At 59.0% G+C, this 18,685-nt stretch carries 13 protein-coding genes, 1 tRNA gene and 1 pseudogene; 9 read left to right on the top strand and 6 right to left on the bottom strand.

All coding sequences use genetic code 11. From position 1 onward, the window contains the following. The first annotated feature begins 79 nt into the window (after positions 1-79). Together ACZ5C3_RS04320 and ACZ5C3_RS04315 are read left to right on the top strand one after the other, a co-directional pair. Positions 80-373 carry a hypothetical protein gene (locus ACZ5C3_RS04320; protein ID WP_464035535.1) on the top strand — a complete coding sequence of 98 codons (294 nt, stop codon included), beginning with the start codon at positions 80-82 and terminating at the stop codon, positions 371-373. A 457-nt stretch (positions 374-830) separates the two neighbouring features. Next, entirely contained in the window at positions 831-1,238 is a 408-nt protein-coding gene (locus tag ACZ5C3_RS04315; RefSeq protein ID WP_464044548.1) for a DoxX family protein, read from the top strand. Between the two features lie 15 nt (positions 1,239-1,253). On the opposite strand, the gene ACZ5C3_RS04310 is transcribed toward ACZ5C3_RS04315, so the two are convergent. Further along, positions 1,254-2,012, bottom strand: coding sequence for a sulfite exporter TauE/SafE family protein (locus tag ACZ5C3_RS04310; RefSeq protein ID WP_464035533.1), 759 nt, complete (start codon positions 2,010-2,012; stop codon positions 1,254-1,256). 139 nt (positions 2,013-2,151) lie between these two features. Continuing rightward, on the bottom strand, positions 2,152-2,634 hold the full coding sequence (locus tag ACZ5C3_RS04305) for an Lrp/AsnC family transcriptional regulator (protein WP_464044547.1): 483 nt from the start codon (positions 2,632-2,634) through the stop codon (positions 2,152-2,154). A gap of 270 nt (positions 2,635-2,904) precedes the next feature. Between ACZ5C3_RS04305 and trxB the strand changes: the two genes are divergently transcribed. Both trxB and ACZ5C3_RS04295 read left to right on the top strand, forming a co-directional pair. Then, entirely contained in the window at positions 2,905-3,870 is a 966-nt protein-coding gene (gene trxB / locus ACZ5C3_RS04300; protein ID WP_464035531.1) for a thioredoxin-disulfide reductase, read from the top strand. A 4-nt stretch (positions 3,871-3,874) separates the two neighbouring features. Next, complete coding sequence (locus ACZ5C3_RS04295) at positions 3,875-4,798, top strand: LysR family transcriptional regulator (RefSeq protein WP_464044546.1); 924 nt, start codon at positions 3,875-3,877, stop codon at positions 4,796-4,798. Positions 4,799-5,067: 269 nt separating this feature from the next. Here the strand turns inward: ACZ5C3_RS04295 and ACZ5C3_RS04290 are convergent, their stop codons facing one another. Further along, entirely contained in the window at positions 5,068-7,497 is a 2,430-nt protein-coding gene (locus ACZ5C3_RS04290) for a heavy metal translocating P-type ATPase (protein WP_464035529.1), read from the bottom strand. A 42-nt stretch (positions 7,498-7,539) separates the two neighbouring features. Between ACZ5C3_RS04290 and ACZ5C3_RS04285 the strand changes: the two genes are divergently transcribed. Together ACZ5C3_RS04285 and ACZ5C3_RS04280 are read left to right on the top strand one after the other, a co-directional pair. Beyond that, entirely contained in the window at positions 7,540-7,815 is a 276-nt protein-coding gene (locus ACZ5C3_RS04285; RefSeq protein WP_464035527.1) for a metal-sensitive transcriptional regulator, read from the top strand. Positions 7,816-8,079: 264 nt separating this feature from the next. Beyond that, complete coding sequence (locus tag ACZ5C3_RS04280) at positions 8,080-10,491, top strand: bifunctional diguanylate cyclase/phosphodiesterase (RefSeq protein ID WP_464035526.1); 2,412 nt, start codon at positions 8,080-8,082, stop codon at positions 10,489-10,491. A 26-nt stretch (positions 10,492-10,517) separates the two neighbouring features. Here ACZ5C3_RS04280 and ACZ5C3_RS04275 read toward each other — a convergent pair. The 3 genes from ACZ5C3_RS04275 to ACZ5C3_RS04265 form a co-directional block, all read right to left on the bottom strand. Beyond that, positions 10,518-10,594, bottom strand: a tRNA-His gene (locus ACZ5C3_RS04275). Between the two features lie 168 nt (positions 10,595-10,762). Next, the gene (locus ACZ5C3_RS04270) at positions 10,763-11,191 is read right to left on the bottom strand and encodes a phasin (protein ID WP_464035524.1); all 429 of its coding nucleotides are present in this window, start codon (positions 11,189-11,191) and stop codon (positions 10,763-10,765) included. Positions 11,192-11,395: 204 nt separating this feature from the next. After that, the gene (locus ACZ5C3_RS04265) at positions 11,396-11,767 is read right to left on the bottom strand and encodes a phasin family protein (RefSeq protein ID WP_464035523.1); all 372 of its coding nucleotides are present in this window, start codon (positions 11,765-11,767) and stop codon (positions 11,396-11,398) included. A gap of 347 nt (positions 11,768-12,114) precedes the next feature. On the opposite strand from ACZ5C3_RS04265, the gene ACZ5C3_RS04260 reads away from it, so the two are divergent. The 3 genes and pseudogenes from ACZ5C3_RS04260 to ACZ5C3_RS04250 all read left to right on the top strand — a co-directional run bounded on the left by ACZ5C3_RS04260 (position 12,115) and on the right by ACZ5C3_RS04250 (position 18,628). After that, a complete protein-coding gene (locus ACZ5C3_RS04260) occupies positions 12,115-15,669 on the top strand; it encodes a PAS domain-containing sensor histidine kinase (protein WP_464044545.1) in 3,555 nt (1,184 codons plus the stop codon). A gap of 137 nt (positions 15,670-15,806) precedes the next feature. Continuing rightward, on the top strand, positions 15,807-16,832 hold the full coding sequence (locus ACZ5C3_RS04255; protein ID WP_464035519.1) for a Fe(3+) ABC transporter substrate-binding protein: 1,026 nt from the start codon (positions 15,807-15,809) through the stop codon (positions 16,830-16,832). A 153-nt stretch (positions 16,833-16,985) separates the two neighbouring features. After that, positions 16,986-18,628, top strand: a pseudogene (locus ACZ5C3_RS04250) (ABC transporter permease). Positions 18,629-18,685 lie beyond the last annotated feature (57 nt).

Below are 18,685 nucleotides of genomic sequence, written 5' to 3'. Positions count from 1 at the left end.
GCCGGGTTCGTCCCGGCCGTTTTTGTTTTATGGTTGGTGGAGAAAGCTCAGCCGTAACGATGTGGACGCGGAGGCGTGAATGCGAAAATGCAAACTGACGATCCTCATCACGGCTTGCATCGGCATCAGTAGCGCTCTTGCCGCCGAACTGGATGTGCCGCCGCCCGGCAACCCCAAAGAGCTTTCCGTCTACGTTAATCAACCAAACTGCAGTCGCTGGACCGACGAATGCGTCACCTGCACGCGGGAAACCGATACCGCAGCGGCACCTGTTTGTTCGAACATCGGAATCGCATGCCAGCCAAAGGCGATCCGGTGTCTGAGCCCGGATGCCCCGAAGAGCGAACAACAGAAGAGCGAGCCGCAGAAGTAGGGCGAGAAGTCGCCCCCTCCCTGAATTATTCCTTTAGCCCCGCAAAATCATCGTTGAATGTCGTTTGACGCTAGTGTGGCGTCTCGCTATTGCCGACCACCTTCGCGGTTGGTCTCTTATCGGCAATTGCGAGACGCCACACTAGTGCCGCGGATTTTGAAATTCTTCCGGGCGAGGCCGCAAGCTCAATGAAGAACTTCAAATCCAAAAGCGGCACTAGAATCATAAATTTGCTATCGTCCCTTTGATTTCGAAGTTCGCATCCGAGCAGGCCGCAAGCTTGTGCGAACTTCGAAATCGGGACGTTAGTAGTTTGATTCTGCTAGTGTCCTTTCGTCTCCGAATAACCGTGCGAACGTGCCGCAAATGATTCGGGTATTCGGAGACGGGACACTAGCTTTCACTTGTCGTCCACGCACGATATCAATTTGATGGAATCCATTGAGGGGGACTGCATATGAACGAGAAGTTTCTCGAGGCTTGGCGACCACAGATTCTGAGCCTGTTTCGCTTCATCACCGGCCTATTGCTGTTTCAATACGGCGTGGCCAAAATTTTCAAATTTCCAGCTCTGCCATACTTCGCCAATATCTCGTCGCTCACCTTCACCGCAGGCGCTCTTGAGCTTGTGCTCGGTGCGCTCTTGATGGTCGGTCTGTTCTCCCGCCTGTCTGCATTCATCCTCTCGGGTGAAATGGCGTTCGCCTATTTCATTGGCCACATGTTCAAGACCGGTACACCAGTCTGGCTTCCGCTGAACAACGGCGGCACGCCAGCAATCCTGTTCTGCTTCGCCTGTCTTTATCTTGCAGCCGCCGGGCCTGGCCCGCTGAGCCTTGACGCGATGATGCGCCGCAAGACCTGATCTGTCCTATCGGGATCACGTCCTGATAAAGAAAATTACCGTCAATACCGCGCCGATGGTGACCACCGCGGCGCGGATTATTTTTGCCGGAATGCGGCGCGCGACACTGACGCCAAAGTAGCCGCCGAGGATTGAGGCCGCGATCGTCACCAGCGCCTGCGGCCAATGGACCAGACCACCGGCGATCAGTAAAGCGGCAGAGAACGTCTGAATCAGAAACGCGACAACAATCTTGGTGGCGTTCGCCTTGTGATAGTCGTCGCGGGTCACGATCGAGAGCGCGGCCAGCATCATGATGCCGACACCCGCGCCAAAGAAGCCGCCGTAAATCGAGACCACAGCCATCACGCCATAGGCCACGAGCTTTGCAACGGTATGCTGCCCCTTGGACCAAGGCTCGACGACAGCACGAATACGGTCACCCAACGCAAACATCAGTGTTGCGACCAGGAGGAGCCATGGCACGAGAGGACGAAAGCCGCCGTCGCCCATCCAGATCAGCAGCAGCGCGCCGCCGACACCACCGAACAGGCCGATGATCGCAAACGGAATCATCTCGCGATAGTGCAAGCGCACTTCAGAGCGATAGGCAGCAACGCTTGCGAGATTAGCGGGCGTTAACGCCACGGCGCTCGTGGCGTTCGCATCGAGAGTCGGCAGTCCGCTGGCAACGAGAGCGGCGAAGGTCACAAACGTACCGCCACCGGCAAGCGCATTTATCGTGCTGGCAGCGAATCCCGCAGCCACCAGCAACGCGATCTGAAACAGAGTCACGGCAATCCCTTAACGCAAATGGGCGCAAGGGAGAGCGCCCGGCAATGGGCTTGTAGAACAGGTTCCGGCGCAGACAAACGCCCCAGCGCGTTGATGCACCATGCGAAAACGAGGCACCTTATGTAGCTTCAAAGGCGTCTCAGCTGTGGGGCGTCTTCAGCTCCAGCGGCACGTCGGGCGCATTCTTGGAATTGTGCAGGACAAGAGAAGTGCGCACGTTACGGACATGGGGGGCTGCAGTCAGATGCGAAACAAAATTCTGGAAGGTCGCCATATCCGGGGCGACGCACTTCAGAATGAAATCGACCTCGCCGGACAGCATCCAGCACTCGCGCACCAACGGCTCCTGGCGAACGAACTCTTCGAACGCCCGCAAATCCGCATCAGCCTGGCTAGAGAGGTGCACGGAGGCAAACACCGTCACGTCAAAGCCCAGTAGTTGCGGGTCCAGGAGACCCCGATAGCCGCGAATGTAGCCAGCCTCCTCCAAGGCGCGGACACGGCGCAGGCATGGCGGCGGGGAAATGCCGGCCCGCTTGGCCAATTCGACATTGGTGATTCGACCGTCGGCCTGGATTTCACTGAGAATTTTCAGGTCGATTTCATCGAGGTCTTTTGACACGTGTATTTTGGTCCCCAGCATCCTTGGCGAGCTCTGCGCCGAATTCATGAACACTTTTAGCCATTGAAATTGGTTCGCGCAATTTTATTTCGCGAACAGCCAACTTACGCTCTGCTGGGGAAAATTTTCTGATATGGGTTGCATATCTTGCATGGCTCGCCAGATGACTTAGACTTGCCTCTGACACTTTCGACGTCCCAGCGATGCCTTTGCGGGCATTTCCCGCCTTTTCGCTGACCACTCCACCCTCGAAGCTTTCAAGGTCGGGTTATGGCCGCTCCTATTCATGCCAAAGTCGTCATCATCGGTTCAGGTCCTGCCGGATACACCGCCGCCATCTATGCCGCGCGCGCGATGCTGGAGCCGGTCCTTATCCAGGGCATCCAGCCCGGCGGCCAGCTGACGATCACCACTGACGTGGAAAATTTCCCCGGCTTCGCCGATGTCATCCAGGGCCCCTGGCTCATGGAGCAGATGGAAAAGCAGGCTGCGCATGTCGGCACCAAGATCGTGACCGACCACGTCAATAAGCTCGAGCTTGGTCAGCGCCCCTTCCGGATCACCTGCGACAGCGGAGATGTCTATCTGGCGGAGGCCGTGATCCTCTCGACCGGCGCCCAGGCGCGCTGGCTCGGCCTGCCGTCGGAAGAAACATTCAAGGGCTTCGGCGTTTCCGCCTGCGCGACCTGTGACGGATTCTTCTATCGGAACAAGGAAGTCATTGTGGTCGGCGGCGGCAACACCGCAGTCGAAGAAGCGCTGTTCCTGACCAATTTCGCCTCCACCGTGACGCTGGTGCATCGCCGCGACAGTTTGCGTGCCGAGCGCATCCTCCAGGATCGCCTGTTCAAGCATCCCAAGATCAAGGTCGTCTGGGACAGCGAGATCGAGGAGATCTGCGGATCGGACAATCCATCCAAAGTCACGCATGTGCGCCTGAAAAATCTTAAGACCGGCGCCGTGACTGAGCAGGCCGCCGACGGCGTCTTTATCGCCATTGGCCATGCGCCCGCCACGGAGCTCGTGAAGGGCCAGCTCAAGCTCAAAGCCTCCGGCTATGTCGAAATCGCTCCACACTCCACCGCAACCTCGGTCCCGGGCGTCTTCGCCGCCGGTGACGTTGCTGACGAAACCTATCGTCAGGCGGTCACGGCAGCAGGGCTCGGCTGCATGGCGGCGCTGGAAACGGAACGCTTCCTGGCGCACAGCGCCGTCGAACGCGCAGCAGCGGAATAGTTTGATGTCACGAACACGCGACGGATTTAGCGACATGGATTGGGACAAGCTAAAGGTTTTCCACGCGGCGGCAGAAGCAGGGAGCTTTACACACGCCGGCGAGCAACTCGGGCTCTCGCAATCAGCCGTCTCGCGCCAAGTCAGCGCACTGGAGCAGGAACTCTCCGTTTCATTGTTTCACCGTCACGCACGCGGACTGATCCTGACCGAACAGGGCGATTTGCTGTTTCGCACTGCGCACGACGTCTTCATGCAGCTCCAGGCAGCCCGCGCCAAACTGACCGACAGCCGCGAACGGCCAAGCGGCGATCTCAAGGTCACAACGACGCCAGGGGTCGGCATCAACTGGCTGATTCCGCGGCTGGGCGAATTCACCTCGCTTTACCCCGACATCCGCATCTCGCTGATCGTCACCGACGAAGAGCTTGACCTGTCGATGCGCGAAGCCGATGTGGCCATCCGTACCCGCAAGCCGACACAGCCTGATCTGATCCAGCGCAAGCTGTTCTCGATGGGTTTTCATGCCTACTGCTCGCCGGAATACATCAAGCACTATGGAACGCCGCGCACCCTCGAAGAACTCGACAATCATCGCCTGATCATTCTCAGCGACCACAACGTGCCGCAGCATCTGCAAAACAGAAACTGGCTGATCGAGGCTGGCCGGAACGGGGCGGGACTGCGCGAGCCGTTCTTCAAAGTCAACAATGTGCTTGGTCTCGTTCGCGCATGCCAACAAGGCCTCGGCATCGCTGCCCTGCCCGACTATCTCATTGAAGATAACAACCGTTTGGTTCAGCTGTTCGGTGAATCGGATTCGATTCAATTGGACACGTATTTTGTTTATCCCGAAGAATTGAAGTCGGTGGCGCGTGTGCAGGTCTTCCGTGATTTCATTGTGAGCAAAGCGCAGCGCTGGCCGTCGTAAAACATCTGTTTGAGCCCGCATTCTCCGCATGACTGACATACCATGTTCGGAGTTGCCCGCATGGCGAGGCGGGGCTCATACTCACTCCATGCTGAGAGTTCGCTCGCATATTGTCCCCCTCCTCCAGCGGCGCGGGAACTCAGCTATCCCTCTTGGAAGGTGATTGTGTCGGCCTCACGTGGCCAAAAACTAAACAAGCCGGGCTCTATGCCCGGCTTTTTTTCTATTCGCATCTCTGCATGTGTCAGTGATATTACTAATCCACCGCACTAGAGACGCGCGCGAGCCAACCGCAACGCGTTCGCGATAACACTGACTGAAGATAAAGCCATGGCCGCGGCACCTACCATCGGCGACAGCAGAATGCCGAAGATCGGATAAAGCACACCCGCTGCCACCGGTATCCCCGCTGCATTGTAGACAAAGGCGAATGCCAGATTTTGCCTGATGTTGCGCATCGTGGCCTTCGACAGCCTGCGCGCTTCGACGAGCCCCATGAGATCACCGCGCAACAGCGTGATGCCTGCACTTTCAATCGCTACGTCCGTACCGCCCCCCATCGCGATACCGACATCGGCAGCAGCCAGCGCCGGCGCGTCGTTGATGCCATCACCGACCATCGCAACAACACGTCCTTCGCTGCGCAAACGGACAACCACATCGCTTTTCCGTTCAGGCAACACATCGGATTCGACTTCGCGAATGTCGAGCGTCTTTGCCACCGCCTGCGCGGTGACGACATTGTCGCCCGTCAGCATCACGATCCGCAATCCATCCGATCGCAACGCTTGCAATGCCTGCGGTGCGCTCGGCTTCACAGGATCGGCAATTGCGATGACCCCCGCCGCTCGACCATCGACCGCGACAAAGATCGCAGTCGCCCCGCTCTCACGATGCTTTTGTGCTGATGCGGCTAACGTTGTCGTGTCGATGTTCGATTGCTGCATGATCATCTCATTGCCAAGCACAACCAACTTTCCATCAACCGATCCCGCAGCTCCCTTCCCCGCCGGTGATGAGAAATCCCGCACATCACTCAGAGCGAGCTTGCGTTCCGTGGCAGCGTTGATGACTGCAAGCGCCAGCGGATGCTCGCTGGCCCGCTCCACGCTGGCGGCAAGCCGCAGCAATTCGGTCTCGTTGACGTCGGCCACAGGAGCAACTGCGACCACCCGTGGCTTGCCCTCCGTGAGCGTACCGGTCTTGTCGATCACCAGCGTGTTGACGCGCTCCATCCGTTCAAGTGCCTCGGCATCGCGGATCAAAATGCCCGATCGCGCACCACGGCCGACACCAACCATGATCGACATCGGGGTCGCCAAACCAAGCGCGCAAGGGCACGCAATGATCAGCACCGTCACCGCGGCAATCAGTGCGAAGGAGAGGCGCGGCTCGGGTCCGAATGCAGCCCACGCCGCGAAGGCTGCAATCGCCGCCACGAGCACCAGCGGAACGAACCAGCCCGCGACTTGATCAGCAAGACGTTGCACTGGTGCGCGCGAACGCTGTGCCTTAGCGACGAGATCAACAATGCGCGATAGCATTGTGTCGCGGCCTACTTTGTCGGCACGGATCACCAAGCCTCCGTTCTGATTGACGGTGCCACCGATGACTTGCGCGCCCTCGCTTTTCCTCACCGGCATCGCCTCGCCTGTGACAAGCGATTCATCCACCAGAGACGTCCCCTCCGTCACGACACCATCGACCGGAACTTTCTCGCCGGGACGAACACGCAAGAGATCTCCAACTGAAATGAGATCGATAGAGATGTCTTCATCGCCCGCCTTGCCGATGCGGCGAGCCGTCTTTGGTGCGAGTCCAAGCAGCGCACGGATCGCGCCTGATGTCCGCGCCCGCGCGCGAAGTTCAAGCACCTGTCCAAGTAGCACCAGAACTGTAATCACCGCCGCAGCCTCGAAATAGACCGCGACCGCGCCATGCATGTCGCGGAATGCCTGCGGAAAAATCTGCGGCGCAAGCGTAGCAACGACGCTGTAAACGTAAGCGACGCCCGTGCCCATCGCGATCAGGGTGAACATATTGAGGTTGCGGGTCATCAGCGAGCGCCAACCGCGTTCGAAAAACGGCCACCCGGCCCACATCACCACCGGCGTCGCGAGCGCAAACGACAGCCAGTTCGATACGTGTGGTGGCAACAGATGAACGCCGCCGAAGTGCGCGGTCATATCGATAACAAATACCGGCAGTGTCAATGCCAGAGCGATCCAGAAGCGACGCGTCATGTCGATCAGTTCAGGATCAGGCTTGTCATCGAGCGAGATGGTTTCTGGTTCGAGTGCCATGCCGCAAATCGGACAACTGCCAGGACCAACCTGCCTCACCTCGGGATGCATCGGGCAGGTATAGATCGTGCCTTCAGGCACATCCTCTGCCGGCACTTCGGACTTCAGCTGCAGGAATTTTTCGGGCTCGGCCTCGAAGCGCTCGCGGCAACGTCCCGAACAGAAGAAATAGTCCTGCCCCTTGTAGGCAAAGCGATGTTTCGCCGTCGCGGGATCGACAGTCATGCCGCACACCGGATCGAGAACACGCATTGTCCCGTGATCGCGACCGGCATCACCCGACTTATCCGGTTGATGCGTGTGGTCGTGCATACCGTGGGCTGCGTGATGATGTTCGCCGTGCCCGCCGCAGCAACTGCTCGTCTCGCCGTCCTTATTCGATGTCACGGCTCGCATCCTCGCTTGCATCCCATACCCTATGGGGGTATATAGATCTTCATGCGACAGGAAATCAAGGCATCGTGCCTGAAAAGGCTGAAACGGATTGAAGGTCAGGTTCGCGGGCTCGCGGGCATGGTCGAGGACGATCGCTATTGCATCGACATCGTCACGCAGATCGCTGCAGCACGTACCGCGCTGCGTCGCGTCGAAGAGGAAATCCTGCGCGACCACGTCGCGCATTGCGTCGAGCACGCCATCAACTCCGGCGACAAAGCCGATCAGCGCCGAAAGATCGCTGAGCTGATGGATGTGGTCAGCCGCGCGGATCGTTAATCAGCGCGTTGCCTGTTCCGCCTTGCATGGTTTATCGCGCGTTAGCATTTCAATGCGGGGATAAACGCGTAAAACTTTATCGACCATCCGAAATCACCTTCGTTTCAAGGTGTTCTGCTCGGAAGGGCAAACAGGTGTCGCTGCTTGGGTGCTCTGTTTTGATACGCATGGCGATTTTGCGAAACACCACGAGTTTACGGCTTCTTACGCAATACCACTTAGTTATCGCGCGATAACATTTGTACTCGTGTTGCGGACCGCCGGATGTTGAAAGTTTATAATTGTATCGCCACAGCACATGATCTGTGGCTGGTTGCTCTTGCCGCTGTCATCTGCACACTGGCTTCACTCGCTGCAATCAATCTCCTCCGGCACGCACGCGCATCGACCGGCCATATGCGCGGCGTCTGGCTGACGGTATCCGCGATCTCGACCGGCTTCGGTATCTGGGCGACGCACTTCATTGCCATGCTGGCTTTCTCACCGGGACTTCCAAGCGGCTACAATATTGCACTCACTTTGTTGTCACTCGCCGCCGCGATCCTTCTGACCACAGCGGGGCTCGCGCTGTCGATGAATCCCAAATGGAAATTGGGGCCATGGCTTGGTGGCGCCATCGTCGGAGGTGGCATTGCCACCATGCACTATCTCGGCATGGCGGCCTTCGAGATTGAGGGCATCATCATCTGGGATCCCGCACTCGTCGTCGCATCCATCTTGTTTGGAACGCTGATCGGCGCGGTCGCTTTGCCCGTAGGACTGCACAAACAGGGCGATAAATGGAAGACCGCCGGTGCGCTGTTGCTGACTCTCGCAATCTGCAGCCATCACTTCACCGCCATGGGCGCGGTTTCAATTATTCCGGATCCCAATATCAAGGTCTCACAAGCCGCTCTGCCCGGTGCTTGGCTCGCCGTTGGCGTTGCCGTTGCGAGTTTCGCGATCATCCTGCTGTCGCTTGCCGGTCTCGCGCTGGATGTCCGCGAACAGCGCCGCTCTCATCTCGAAGCTGACCGGATGCGCGGACTTGCCAACGCCGCCGTCGAAGGGCTTCTGGTTTGCGACGATGATGTCGCTGTCACCGTCAATACCAGCTTCGCACAGCTCGTCGGATCATCCTCGGAGAAACTGGTCGGCAGCAAACTCGAAGACCATGTGCCCGACGACGGCGCCCGCGCGAAGCTGTTTGCCAGTCCCAATCAACCTGTCGAAGCCAATCTTCGTCACGTCGATGGCACAATGATCCCGGTCGAACTGATCCTGCGATCCATTGATTTTGCCGGACGCTCGCATCACGTGATCGCTGTCCGCAACCTGCAGGCACGCAAGGAGGCCGAGCAGCACATTCTTTATCTCGCACATCATGATGCGCTGACATCGATCCCCAATCGCGCCAACTTTCATGCCCGGCTCGATCAGGAAATTGCAGCGACGCTGGAGAACAGCCAGAAGCTGGCCGTGCTGTGCTTCGATCTCGACCGGTTCAAGGAGGTCAACGATCTGTTCGGCCACGCGGCCGGTGACAAGGTGCTGCAACACGTTGCATCCCGCGTGACAAGGATTCTCGACTCCACATGCATGGTGGCACGCCTCGGCGGCGATGAATTTGCCGTTCTCATTCCAGGGCTGACCGGCCCTACGGCCGCTGGCAGGCTTGCCGAAAAAATCCTCGACGCGCTAAAGCCCGAAGGCGATGGCTCGGAGAACGACGTTATTTCGTGCAGCATCGGCATTGCCATCTGCCCGGACGATGCAAGCGACCGCGAGACCCTTCTCAACCACGCCGACACCGCGCTCTATCGCGCCAAAACCGAAGGCCGCGCCACCTATCGCTTCTTCGAGGCGGGGATGGGAGCTGCGGTGCGCGATCGTAGAATGCTCGAACATGATCTGCGCCAGGCCGTCGCCCAAGGCGAGTTCTCGCTGGTCTATCAACCGCAGGAAGATATCGAAACGAAGGGCATCGTCGGCTTCGAGGCCTTGCTGCGCTGGAAGCATCGCACCCGCGGCTGGATCTCACCGGTGGTGTTCATCCCGATCGCGGAAGAATCAGGCGCCATCCTCGGCATCGGCGAATGGGTGCTGCGCGAGGCATGCAAGCAGGCTGCGAGCTGGTCTCAGCCATTGACGATCGCCGTCAACGTGTCTGCGGTGCAGATCTACAACGAGCACTTCGTGCAACTGGTCCATGAAGTCCTGCTCGAGACCGGATTGGCGCCAGGCAGGTTAGAGCTGGAAATCACGGAAACCGCGCTGATCCGCGATCTCAACCGTGCGCTTACGACCTTGCGTCGCATCAAGGCGCTCGGCGTGCACATCGCTATGGACGATTTCGGCACGGGATATTCGTCGCTCTCAAATCTGCGCGCCTTCCCGTTCGACAAGATCAAGATCGATGGTTCGTTCATCAAGTCGGTCAACACCAACGAGCAGGCCGCGACCATCGTGCGGGCGGTGCTCGGGCTCGGACGCGGTCTGGGCTTGCCCGTTCTTGCGGAAGGCGTCGAGACGCCGGCAGAGCTGGAGTTTCTGCAGGCTGAGCTCTGCAATGAAGTCCAAGGCTATCTGGTGGGCCGCCCCGCCGCGATCGGCAAATTCCGTGCAGTGACGCATGGGGAAGAAGCCGACATCGAAGCCGGCCATGAGGAGCGCATTCTACAGGCGAAGTCGGCCTAACGCGTTCCAGTATCTGACAGGGAGAGTGGTACAGTTGGGTGGGATCGAACCACCGACCTCCGGATCCACAATCCGGCGCTCTAACCAGCTGAGCTACAACTGCATTTTCGGTCGGGCGGGACACTTGGCCCGGCCCGGTGCGCCTTCAACAGGGGCGCTCGAATGGGCCGGAAACTAGGTGCAATGCCCGGTTTTGGCAAGACCGGTAATGGCCCAAACAAAAGCCCGGATTAAAAAATCCGGGCTTTGAACTTGTGGAAAAGATTGCTGATCAGGCGACCGTCTTGAAAGCCTTCGCAGCACCGGCCTTTATCGGCTCAACGGTCTCGGTGGCAACTTTCTGGGTGATGTCGGCGAGATCCTTCGACTGCGCAGTCAGGATTTCGAACTGCTTGCGCGCGTGGTTGTTCACCAGCTCAAAGGCCTCCGGCAGCGACTTCACGCCAAGCAGAGCCTGCGCGAAATCAAAGGCCGATTCGGTGTTGGTCTTGGCGATTTCGATCACCTTCGCGGTGTAGTCGCCAGCGCCCTTGGTGGCCGAGGTATAAGCGGCCTCAATAGCACCGTTGTTGGTTTCCGCTGCTTCCTTGAGCTTCTGATAGCTCTCACGGGCCTGGGAGACGCCCTTCTCGGCGAAGGCGCGAACCTGCTCCGGGACCTGGAACGGGACGACGGTAGAAAACGGATCGTTCGCACTCATGGAGATATTCCTCTCGTTGAACTCAGAACCGCGACCCAACGGGAGGCAATAAATCACCGTCGCAATGGGCTGCCGGGTGCCCATCCGGGCCGGCAATTAGAATGAGTATAACAGCGAGCTTGTGCGCCGCAATAAATATTGCAGCGCGGAACCCGGCATAGAGCCGGGCTCAATAGGACGGTTAACAGTCTTAACGTCCTCTGTTTATTTGGGTTTTGCCACATCCATGGCTGCGCGGGTGACGGTCTGGCCCATTTCGCTGGCTTGCTCCGCCAAGGCGCGCATCTGCGCCTGCACATACTCGGTGTGGAGACGCATGACTTCGGTCAGGTCCTTGGCGTGAACAAGCTGCTGGGCGTAAGTCAGCGACGCCTGCACATTCTTTTCTGCAAAGGCTATCGCCTTGGCACTGATATCCTTCGCGCTGGCGCGGGTCGCGTCTCCCCTGCCGCCAAACATCTCTGCTGTCTGCTGGGCGCTGCCAATAAAGGTCTCGAACGCCTTGCGGGCCTGCTCAAAGCTTGCCTCCGCCATGGCGCGCATTTCCTTCGGAATCTCGAAACGGTCGGTCTCCATGGTCCACCCTCCCTGCTCTCACAACCGGTGGCCATTCAGCGGCCCCGTGTCTCTGTCCGTCCATTTTATTGCCCGGCCACATCGCGGATATGACGCAGTGCATTACACCTATCGTGAGCCTTTGAATTTCTTTTGCAACACCTCTCAACGCAGTGTGAGGCACGAAGGTCCAGCATACCCGACGAATTAAGGTTATCACGGGTTTAGAGTGGTAGCGTCGCCGCAGACCGTGGACCTTGCGCAGGTCACGCCATACTAATGATTTGTTAACCTTGTCGGATCCGGCCGCAGCCGGTATCCGGCACCATGAAAGCGAGTAAAGAGCCCGTCGCCGGGCCCGTCCAAGAATGAGTGATGCGAGTTTTCAACTGCAGGGGGTCCGCGATCCGCGTCTGGCGGTTCATGCGACCGGCAGCATGCCCGCATGGTTCTGGGCGACAAACGGCACGCGCGTGCTCTGGGCGAATCCCGTGGCCGCCAAGCTCTTTGGCGCGGAGAATTCCGCCGAGCTTGCCGCGAGGACGATCGGCCCTGCCGACCAGCACCGGCGTCAGGTCGCGCAACTCGCCGCCCGATTGTCCCCCACGGGCGCGGCCAGGCTCGAACGCCTGCGCGGCTTCGGCGCGCCGCTGGGCCGGCTGCTGACATGTGCCTGCGCACGACTGACGCTGACTGATGGCACAACGGGTGTCCTCGTCGTGGCGGTTGAATCAGCCGGACGATCGATGCCGTTGAACGAGCGCCTCGCCCGCGTGATCGACAGCCTCTCGAAGCCCGCAATGGCGTTCACGCGAGATGGCAAATTTGCCGGGGCGAATGAGCCTGCGAAAAACTTTACATCGCTGCTCAACGATTTGTCGGGCGACGGTCTCGACAAAGCCCGCGACGCCGCGATCGCGGATGGACAAGCGCTGGTGCAGATGGACTTCGGCCGCATTGCTGTCCAGCGTGTGGGCGCGAGTGCAGAGACGGCGTTGATCGCGGTGATCGATGCGGTGATCGTGCCGCGTCGACAAACCGCGGGATCGCCACCTGTGGTGATTCCTACGGTCCGAACTGTTCCACAAGACGAGACGTCACACGTCTCGGACTCAACCACTAAGGTCGCCGAAAGGGTCGAAGCACCTGTCGACCTTTCATCGCTGATTGCTGACGACGTCGTGCCATCGGCTGTCGCCGCACCTTCAGATGAAAGCGCGGCGATCATCAGCGAGACACCTGCAGATCCTGTTCATATCGATCAAGCAGCAGAGCGCGATGCGGAAGATAGTGCAGCCACGACCGATGATCAGACTACGACGGACCTTCATCCTGCTATCGAACTGAACGCCGCTAACGATACATCGCCGCTTGTCGCTCCACATGAGACCACAGAAGAACCGGCAGTCGATCACGAGCCGGACAACGTCATTACAACAGACGGGACCGCAGCCGCTCTCGTTTCCTCGGACGAGCCTGCAACGGACGCGCCTCGCACCGAAGCATCGATCAGCGAACCAGAAGCTCCTGTCATCGATGCGCAGGATACGCTGCGAGACAAACCTGTCCCCGCGCCTCCCGCTGCAGATATGAGTTACGTGTCAGCGACATTGTCGCAAATAGACGTCCCGCCGGTCGTGCACCCGCGCCGGCATCCTCTGCGATTTATGTGGAAAATGGATCAGGACGGCCGTTTTTCGCTCGGCTCCGACGAATTCACGCGCCTGATCGGCGCACGCACCGCCGCAGCTTTCGGCCGGTTGTGGAGTGAGATCGCAGACGTTCTCGATCTCGATCCAGAGGGACGTGTGGCAGCAGCGATTGCCACCCATGACACCTGGAGCGGCATCATTGTGCATTGGCCGGCGGATGGCGTCGGTACGCGTCTGCCTGTCGAGCTTTCAGGCCTGCCGCTCTATGACAGGCAACGCAATTTCGTAGGCTACCGTGGGTTTGGCGTCTGCCGCGACCTGGAAGGGCTGGCCCGGCTGGCCGCACAACGGCGGGATGACGTGTTATACTCGTCCTCGCCGCCGGCGGCTCCGCCTCCGAAACCGGACGCATTAGCGCCCGATGTACCGCCGGCCGCGGACGTACAATCTCCCATTTTCAGTACGACCGACTTCAATACAAACGACACATCATCGCACACAGAACCGGATACAGCCGTGGACGAAACACCCAAAAACGTTTTGCCGTTCCGGTCTCCAAACGAGCCGAAGGCACCCTCGCTAACGCCGGGCGAGAGCAATGCGTTTGACGAACTCGCCCGGCGCTTGTCTGCGCGGCTTGAGGGCGCGAACGAACCAGCCGACATCGTTGAATCTACATCACCAACGCCATCCCCGGAGTCGTCGGTTCAATCTGAAGTTCAACCCGAGCCCACGGCAGAACCTGCCTTGGCATTCCTGCAACCGGAGACTCCGCCACCACGTGCGAATCCGATGCAGGATTCGCAATTCCTGGATCGGCTTCCGGTCGGCGTTCTGGTCTATCGGCTGGATCGGCTGATCTACTGCAATCGCGCGTTTCTCAATGCGATCGGTTACGACAGCCTGCACGCACTCAACGAAGCCGGCGGCCTCGATGCACTATTCGTCGAACCTGGCAGCCCAGCGACCAGTGGTTCCTCTGAAAGCGGAACACCGGTGATTATCTCCGCAGCAAAAAACGGTGGAAGACCGGCGGACGCGACATTGTTTGGAATTACTTGGGACGGCGAGCCGGCGCATTCGCTGATGTTTTCCAGCACGCATGTCGAGCCCAAAGCGCCAGTCGTGGCGCCTGCCGTAGCTTTGCCAAGCGAAGATTCATCTCTCGCGGAAGAGTTGAGCACAATTCTCGACACCACGGCCGAAGGCATCGTGATGTTCGATAGTCTTGGTCGTGTCGTCTCCTGCAACCGCAGCGCCGAAGCCTTGTTCGGCCACGACGACAGTCACATGACCGCGCTCAATCTGATCGATTTGTTCGCGCCGGAAAGCCAGCGCGGCGTGCTCGACTATCTCGAGAGCATCAAGGCCACGAGCGTCGCGAGCCTGCTCGATCATGGCCGCGATGTCCTCGGCCGCGTGCGCGATGGCGGCATCATTCCGCTGTCGATCACGATGGGGCGAACACGCCCAGACGGCGCACGCTTTTTTGCGATCTTCCGCGATCTGTCGCAGGTGAAGAAAAACGAAGGCGAACTGGTGCAGGCCCGGCGGCAGGTCGAACGGTCTGCGAGCGCGAAATCGGACATTCTGGGCAAGATCAGCCACGAGGTCCGCACGCCGCTGAACGCGATCATCGGCTTTGCTGACGTCATGATCGAAGAGCGCTTCGGCGCGCTCGGCAACGATCGTTACATCGAATACATGAAAGACATCCGCGCCTCCGGCCAGCGCGTGATGGCGATCATCGACGACCTCCTCGATCTGTCACGGATCGAATCCGGAAAGATGGAGCTGTCGTTCACCAATCAGGATCTGAACAGTCTGGTCGAGCAGTGCGTCGGGGTGATGCAGCCGCAGGCCAACCGCGAGCGGATCATCATCCGCACTTCTCTCGCTCATGCCCTGCCGCCGGTGAAAGCCGATGCACGCGCGCTGCGACAGATCGCGCTCAACTTGATCGGAAATTCGATCCATCTCGCCAACGCCGGCGGGCAGGTCATCGTCTCCACCGCCACCACGGATTTCGGGGACATTGTGCTGCGCGTTCGCGACACCGGCCCAGGGCTCAACGATAGCGAAATTGCGGCTGCAATGGCGCCGTTCCGCACGCCCCTTGCAAAGGATGAGACGACCGACAATTCCACGATGAGCCTTTCACTGACGAAAGCCCTCGTTGAGGCCAATCGCGCAAAATTTTACATCAAGACCGCGCCTCATTCCGGCACGTTGATCGAAGTGGTATTCTCCCACGCGAGTGCGATCGCGTAAACGCCTCTCTGGAATCGCTCTAAATCGACGTTTTCGCGACACTGCGTCGCGGGAGCGAGCGTGTGTGGCTGCGTTAGACAGCATCACAGCAGCGCAGTGCAATCCTCTGCGCACCTTAACGCTGCCGGAGCTTCACCATGTCCCATATTCGCATTCTCGCGGCCGCAACGGCCATCGTATCCGCGACAGTCTTCAACACATCGGCGGTCGCTGAATCAGGCGAAGTGAATGTCTACACCTACCGCGAGACAAAGTTGATACAGCCGCTCTTCGACGCTTTCACGAAAGACACCGGCATCAAGGTCAACGTAGTCTCGGCCAGTTCCGGCCTTGAGCAGCGCATGAAGGCCGAAGGCGCCAACAGTCCTGCCGATGTGTTGCTGACGGTGGATATCGGCCGTATCGACGAAGCCGTGCAGGCAGGCGTCACTCAACCGATCAAATCGGAGGTCATCGACAAGACCGTGCCTGCGCAATATCGCGATCCCGATGGTCATTGGGCCGGCATCTCGATGCGCGCGCGCGTGATTTACGCCTCAAAAGATCGCGTGAAGCAGGACGCGATCACTTACGAGGAACTCGCAGACCCGAAATGGAAAGGCAAGATCTGCATTCGCTCCGGTCAGCACATCTATAACAACGCACTATTCGCGGCTTATGTCGCCCGCCACGGCGAAGCGAAAGCGGAGGAATGGCTGCGCGGTCTCAAAGCCAATCTGGCGCAGAAGCCCTCCGGCGGCGACCGTGAAACCGCGCGCGATGTTGCGGCGGGAAAATGCGATCTCGGCATCGGCAACACCTATTATTGGGCGCTGATGATGAACAATGATCCCGACAAGAAGTCCTGGGCGGAAGCCACGCGCGTCATCCTCCCCACATTCGCGGGCGACGGCACGCATGTGAACCTGTCCGGCGTCTTGCTGGCCAAGAATGCACCCAACCGAGCCAATGGTGTCAAATTGATCGAATGGCTGGCGAGCGAAAAGGCGCAGCAACTCTATGCCGACGCCAATTACGAATACCCCGTCCGCGTCGGCGTCAGCATCAATCCAACCATCGCAGGTTACGGCAAGTTGAATGCAGACACCTTGCCCATTGCGAAGATCTCAGCAAGCCGCAAGGCCGCCTCGACCCTGGTGGACAAGGTCGGCTTTGATAACTAGTCGCGTTATCGTCCGGGTGTTGCGATGGGCGATGCATTCTCTTTCTTCACACCTCCAGGCGCACAGGGCAAAGCCGATTCCAAGCGGGAAAGAAAGAGCGCATCGTCCGCAGGCCCTCATCTCTATGCGGTCCAGAGAAGAAAAGGCACGCGCATAGCGTCCATACAAATTTCAGAGCCGGTTGTTCTCTCACTGGCCCTGTTTGCGTCCCTGCTCGTCGCGACGCCGGTGATTGCGATCGTGGTATTGTCGCTGCAGCCGGCGCCTGATCTCTGGCCACATCTCCTGAATTACGTATTGCCCTTCGCTCTACGCGATACGGCGCTGCTGCTACTCGGCGTCGGCGTGGTCACACTCATCATCGGTGCAGGCACCGCGTGGCTGATCTCGCTACATGAGTTTCCCGGACGCGGCACGCTGCTCTGGCTGATGCCGCTCCCGCTTGCGATTCCGACCTACATCGCGGCTTACGTCTATGTCGACATGTTCGAACCGCTGGGTCTTGTATATCGCATGCTGACCTTGTGGCTTCCTGTCCAGGATGCCGTCACCGCTCTGCCAGACCTGCGGTCTCTGCCCGGCGCAATCTTCATCATTGGCCTCGTGCTTTATCCTTACGTCTATCTGTCGGCACGCGCGATGTTTCAATTGCAAAGCGCGGAATTCTCCGAGGCCGCCAAAACACTGGGGGCCGGCCGGTGGAGTATCTTCTGGCGTGTGTCATTGCCCATGGCGCGCCCGGCCCTTGCCGTTGGCCTTGCGCTCGTAGCCCTCGAAACGTTGAACGATATCGGCGCCAGCGAATATCTCGGCGTACGCACACTCACAGTGTCGATTTTCAGCACCTGGCTCAACCGCGGCAGCCTTGCGGGTGCAGCACAGCTGTCCTGTTTCGTGCTGGCAATTGTGTCTGTATTGATCGCACTGGAACGTTATGGGCGGCGTCACGCCAACACCGAGTTTTCGTCAGAAAGCCCGAGACTAACACATCGGACACCTCTTTCAGGTTTCAGAGGCTGGCTGGCAGCAGCCGTATGTTTCATGCCAGTGTTGGTTGGCTTTTTCATTCCACTGCTATTTCTGCTCCACCAAAGCGCGCGGCGCGGATTGTTCGCAAATTCCACAGCGGTATGGCGCGACGCGTTCAGCTCGGTGACGTTCGCAACGCTTGCCACACTGATTGCGCTGCTCCTAGGTTTCGCAACGATTTTGGCCAACCGCTGGCGACCGCAGGCCTGGAAATCCGTATCGGCGAATATCACGCAGATGGGTTACGCCTTGCCCGGCCTTGTGCTGGCGCTCGGCCTGCTGACACCGCTGCTCGCCATCGACAATGGATTGAACACGCTCGCCGGCTCGATCGGGAGCGCGTTGCCAGGTCTGGTCCTGATGGGCTCTGGGGCCGCAGTCGTCAGCGCTTATGTGATCCGGTTTCTGGCGGTGCCGACCGGCTTCATCAAGGCCGGCTTCGAGCGCATTCCACTCGCTACGACGATAGCGCACGCAGCGTCGGCGCCGGACAAATCACGTCAATGCGGCGAATCTACATACCACTCTTGCAGCCGGCGATGCTCGGTGCTGTCATTATCGTGTTTGTCGATTGCCTGAAGGAATTGCCGGCAACGTTATTGTTACGCCCGATGAATGTCGAGACGCTATCGACGTCCATCTACCAATACGCCAGCCGCGGCAGTTTCGAGGAAGGCGCATTTGCCGCGCTCCTCATCGTAGCGGCGAGCATCGGTCCAGTCGCTTGGCTGACGCGGTTTTCCGATATGCCGAAGGGACCCGTCTGAGAATTGACTGACGTCTTCGATGGTTGACTGCTACGCTTGAACAGCCTTCATCACGGA

The organism is Afipia dichlorophenoxyacetatis (genome assembly GCF_055386385.1).
Note: the sequence above shows the minus strand (reverse complement) of the source record. Positions and strands in the feature narration are given on the sequence as shown.

Bases quoted from the DNA above. Each gene is read 5' to 3' on its own strand.
- ACZ5C3_RS04320 (WP_464035535.1), top strand. From the start codon at position 80: ATGCGAAAATGCAAACTGACGATCCTCATCACGGCTTGCATCGGCATC.
- ACZ5C3_RS04315 (WP_464044548.1), top strand. From the start codon at position 831: ATGAACGAGAAGTTTCTCGAGGCTTGGCGACCACAGATTCTGAGCCTG.
- trxB (WP_464035531.1), top strand. From the start codon at position 2,905: ATGGCCGCTCCTATTCATGCCAAAGTCGTCATCATCGGTTCAGGTCCT.
- ACZ5C3_RS04295 (WP_464044546.1), top strand. From the start codon at position 3,875: ATGTCACGAACACGCGACGGATTTAGCGACATGGATTGGGACAAGCTA.
- ACZ5C3_RS04290 (WP_464035529.1), bottom strand. From the start codon at position 7,497: ATGCGAGCCGTGACATCGAATAAGGACGGCGAGACGAGCAGTTGCTGC.
- ACZ5C3_RS04285 (WP_464035527.1), top strand. From the start codon at position 7,540: ATGCGACAGGAAATCAAGGCATCGTGCCTGAAAAGGCTGAAACGGATT.
- ACZ5C3_RS04280 (WP_464035526.1), top strand. From the start codon at position 8,080: ATGTTGAAAGTTTATAATTGTATCGCCACAGCACATGATCTGTGGCTG.
- ACZ5C3_RS04270 (WP_464035524.1), bottom strand. From the start codon at position 11,191: ATGAGTGCGAACGATCCGTTTTCTACCGTCGTCCCGTTCCAGGTCCCG.
- ACZ5C3_RS04265 (WP_464035523.1), bottom strand. From the start codon at position 11,767: ATGGAGACCGACCGTTTCGAGATTCCGAAGGAAATGCGCGCCATGGCG.
- ACZ5C3_RS04260 (WP_464044545.1), top strand. From the start codon at position 12,115: ATGAGTGATGCGAGTTTTCAACTGCAGGGGGTCCGCGATCCGCGTCTG.
- ACZ5C3_RS04255 (WP_464035519.1), top strand. From the start codon at position 15,807: ATGTCCCATATTCGCATTCTCGCGGCCGCAACGGCCATCGTATCCGCG.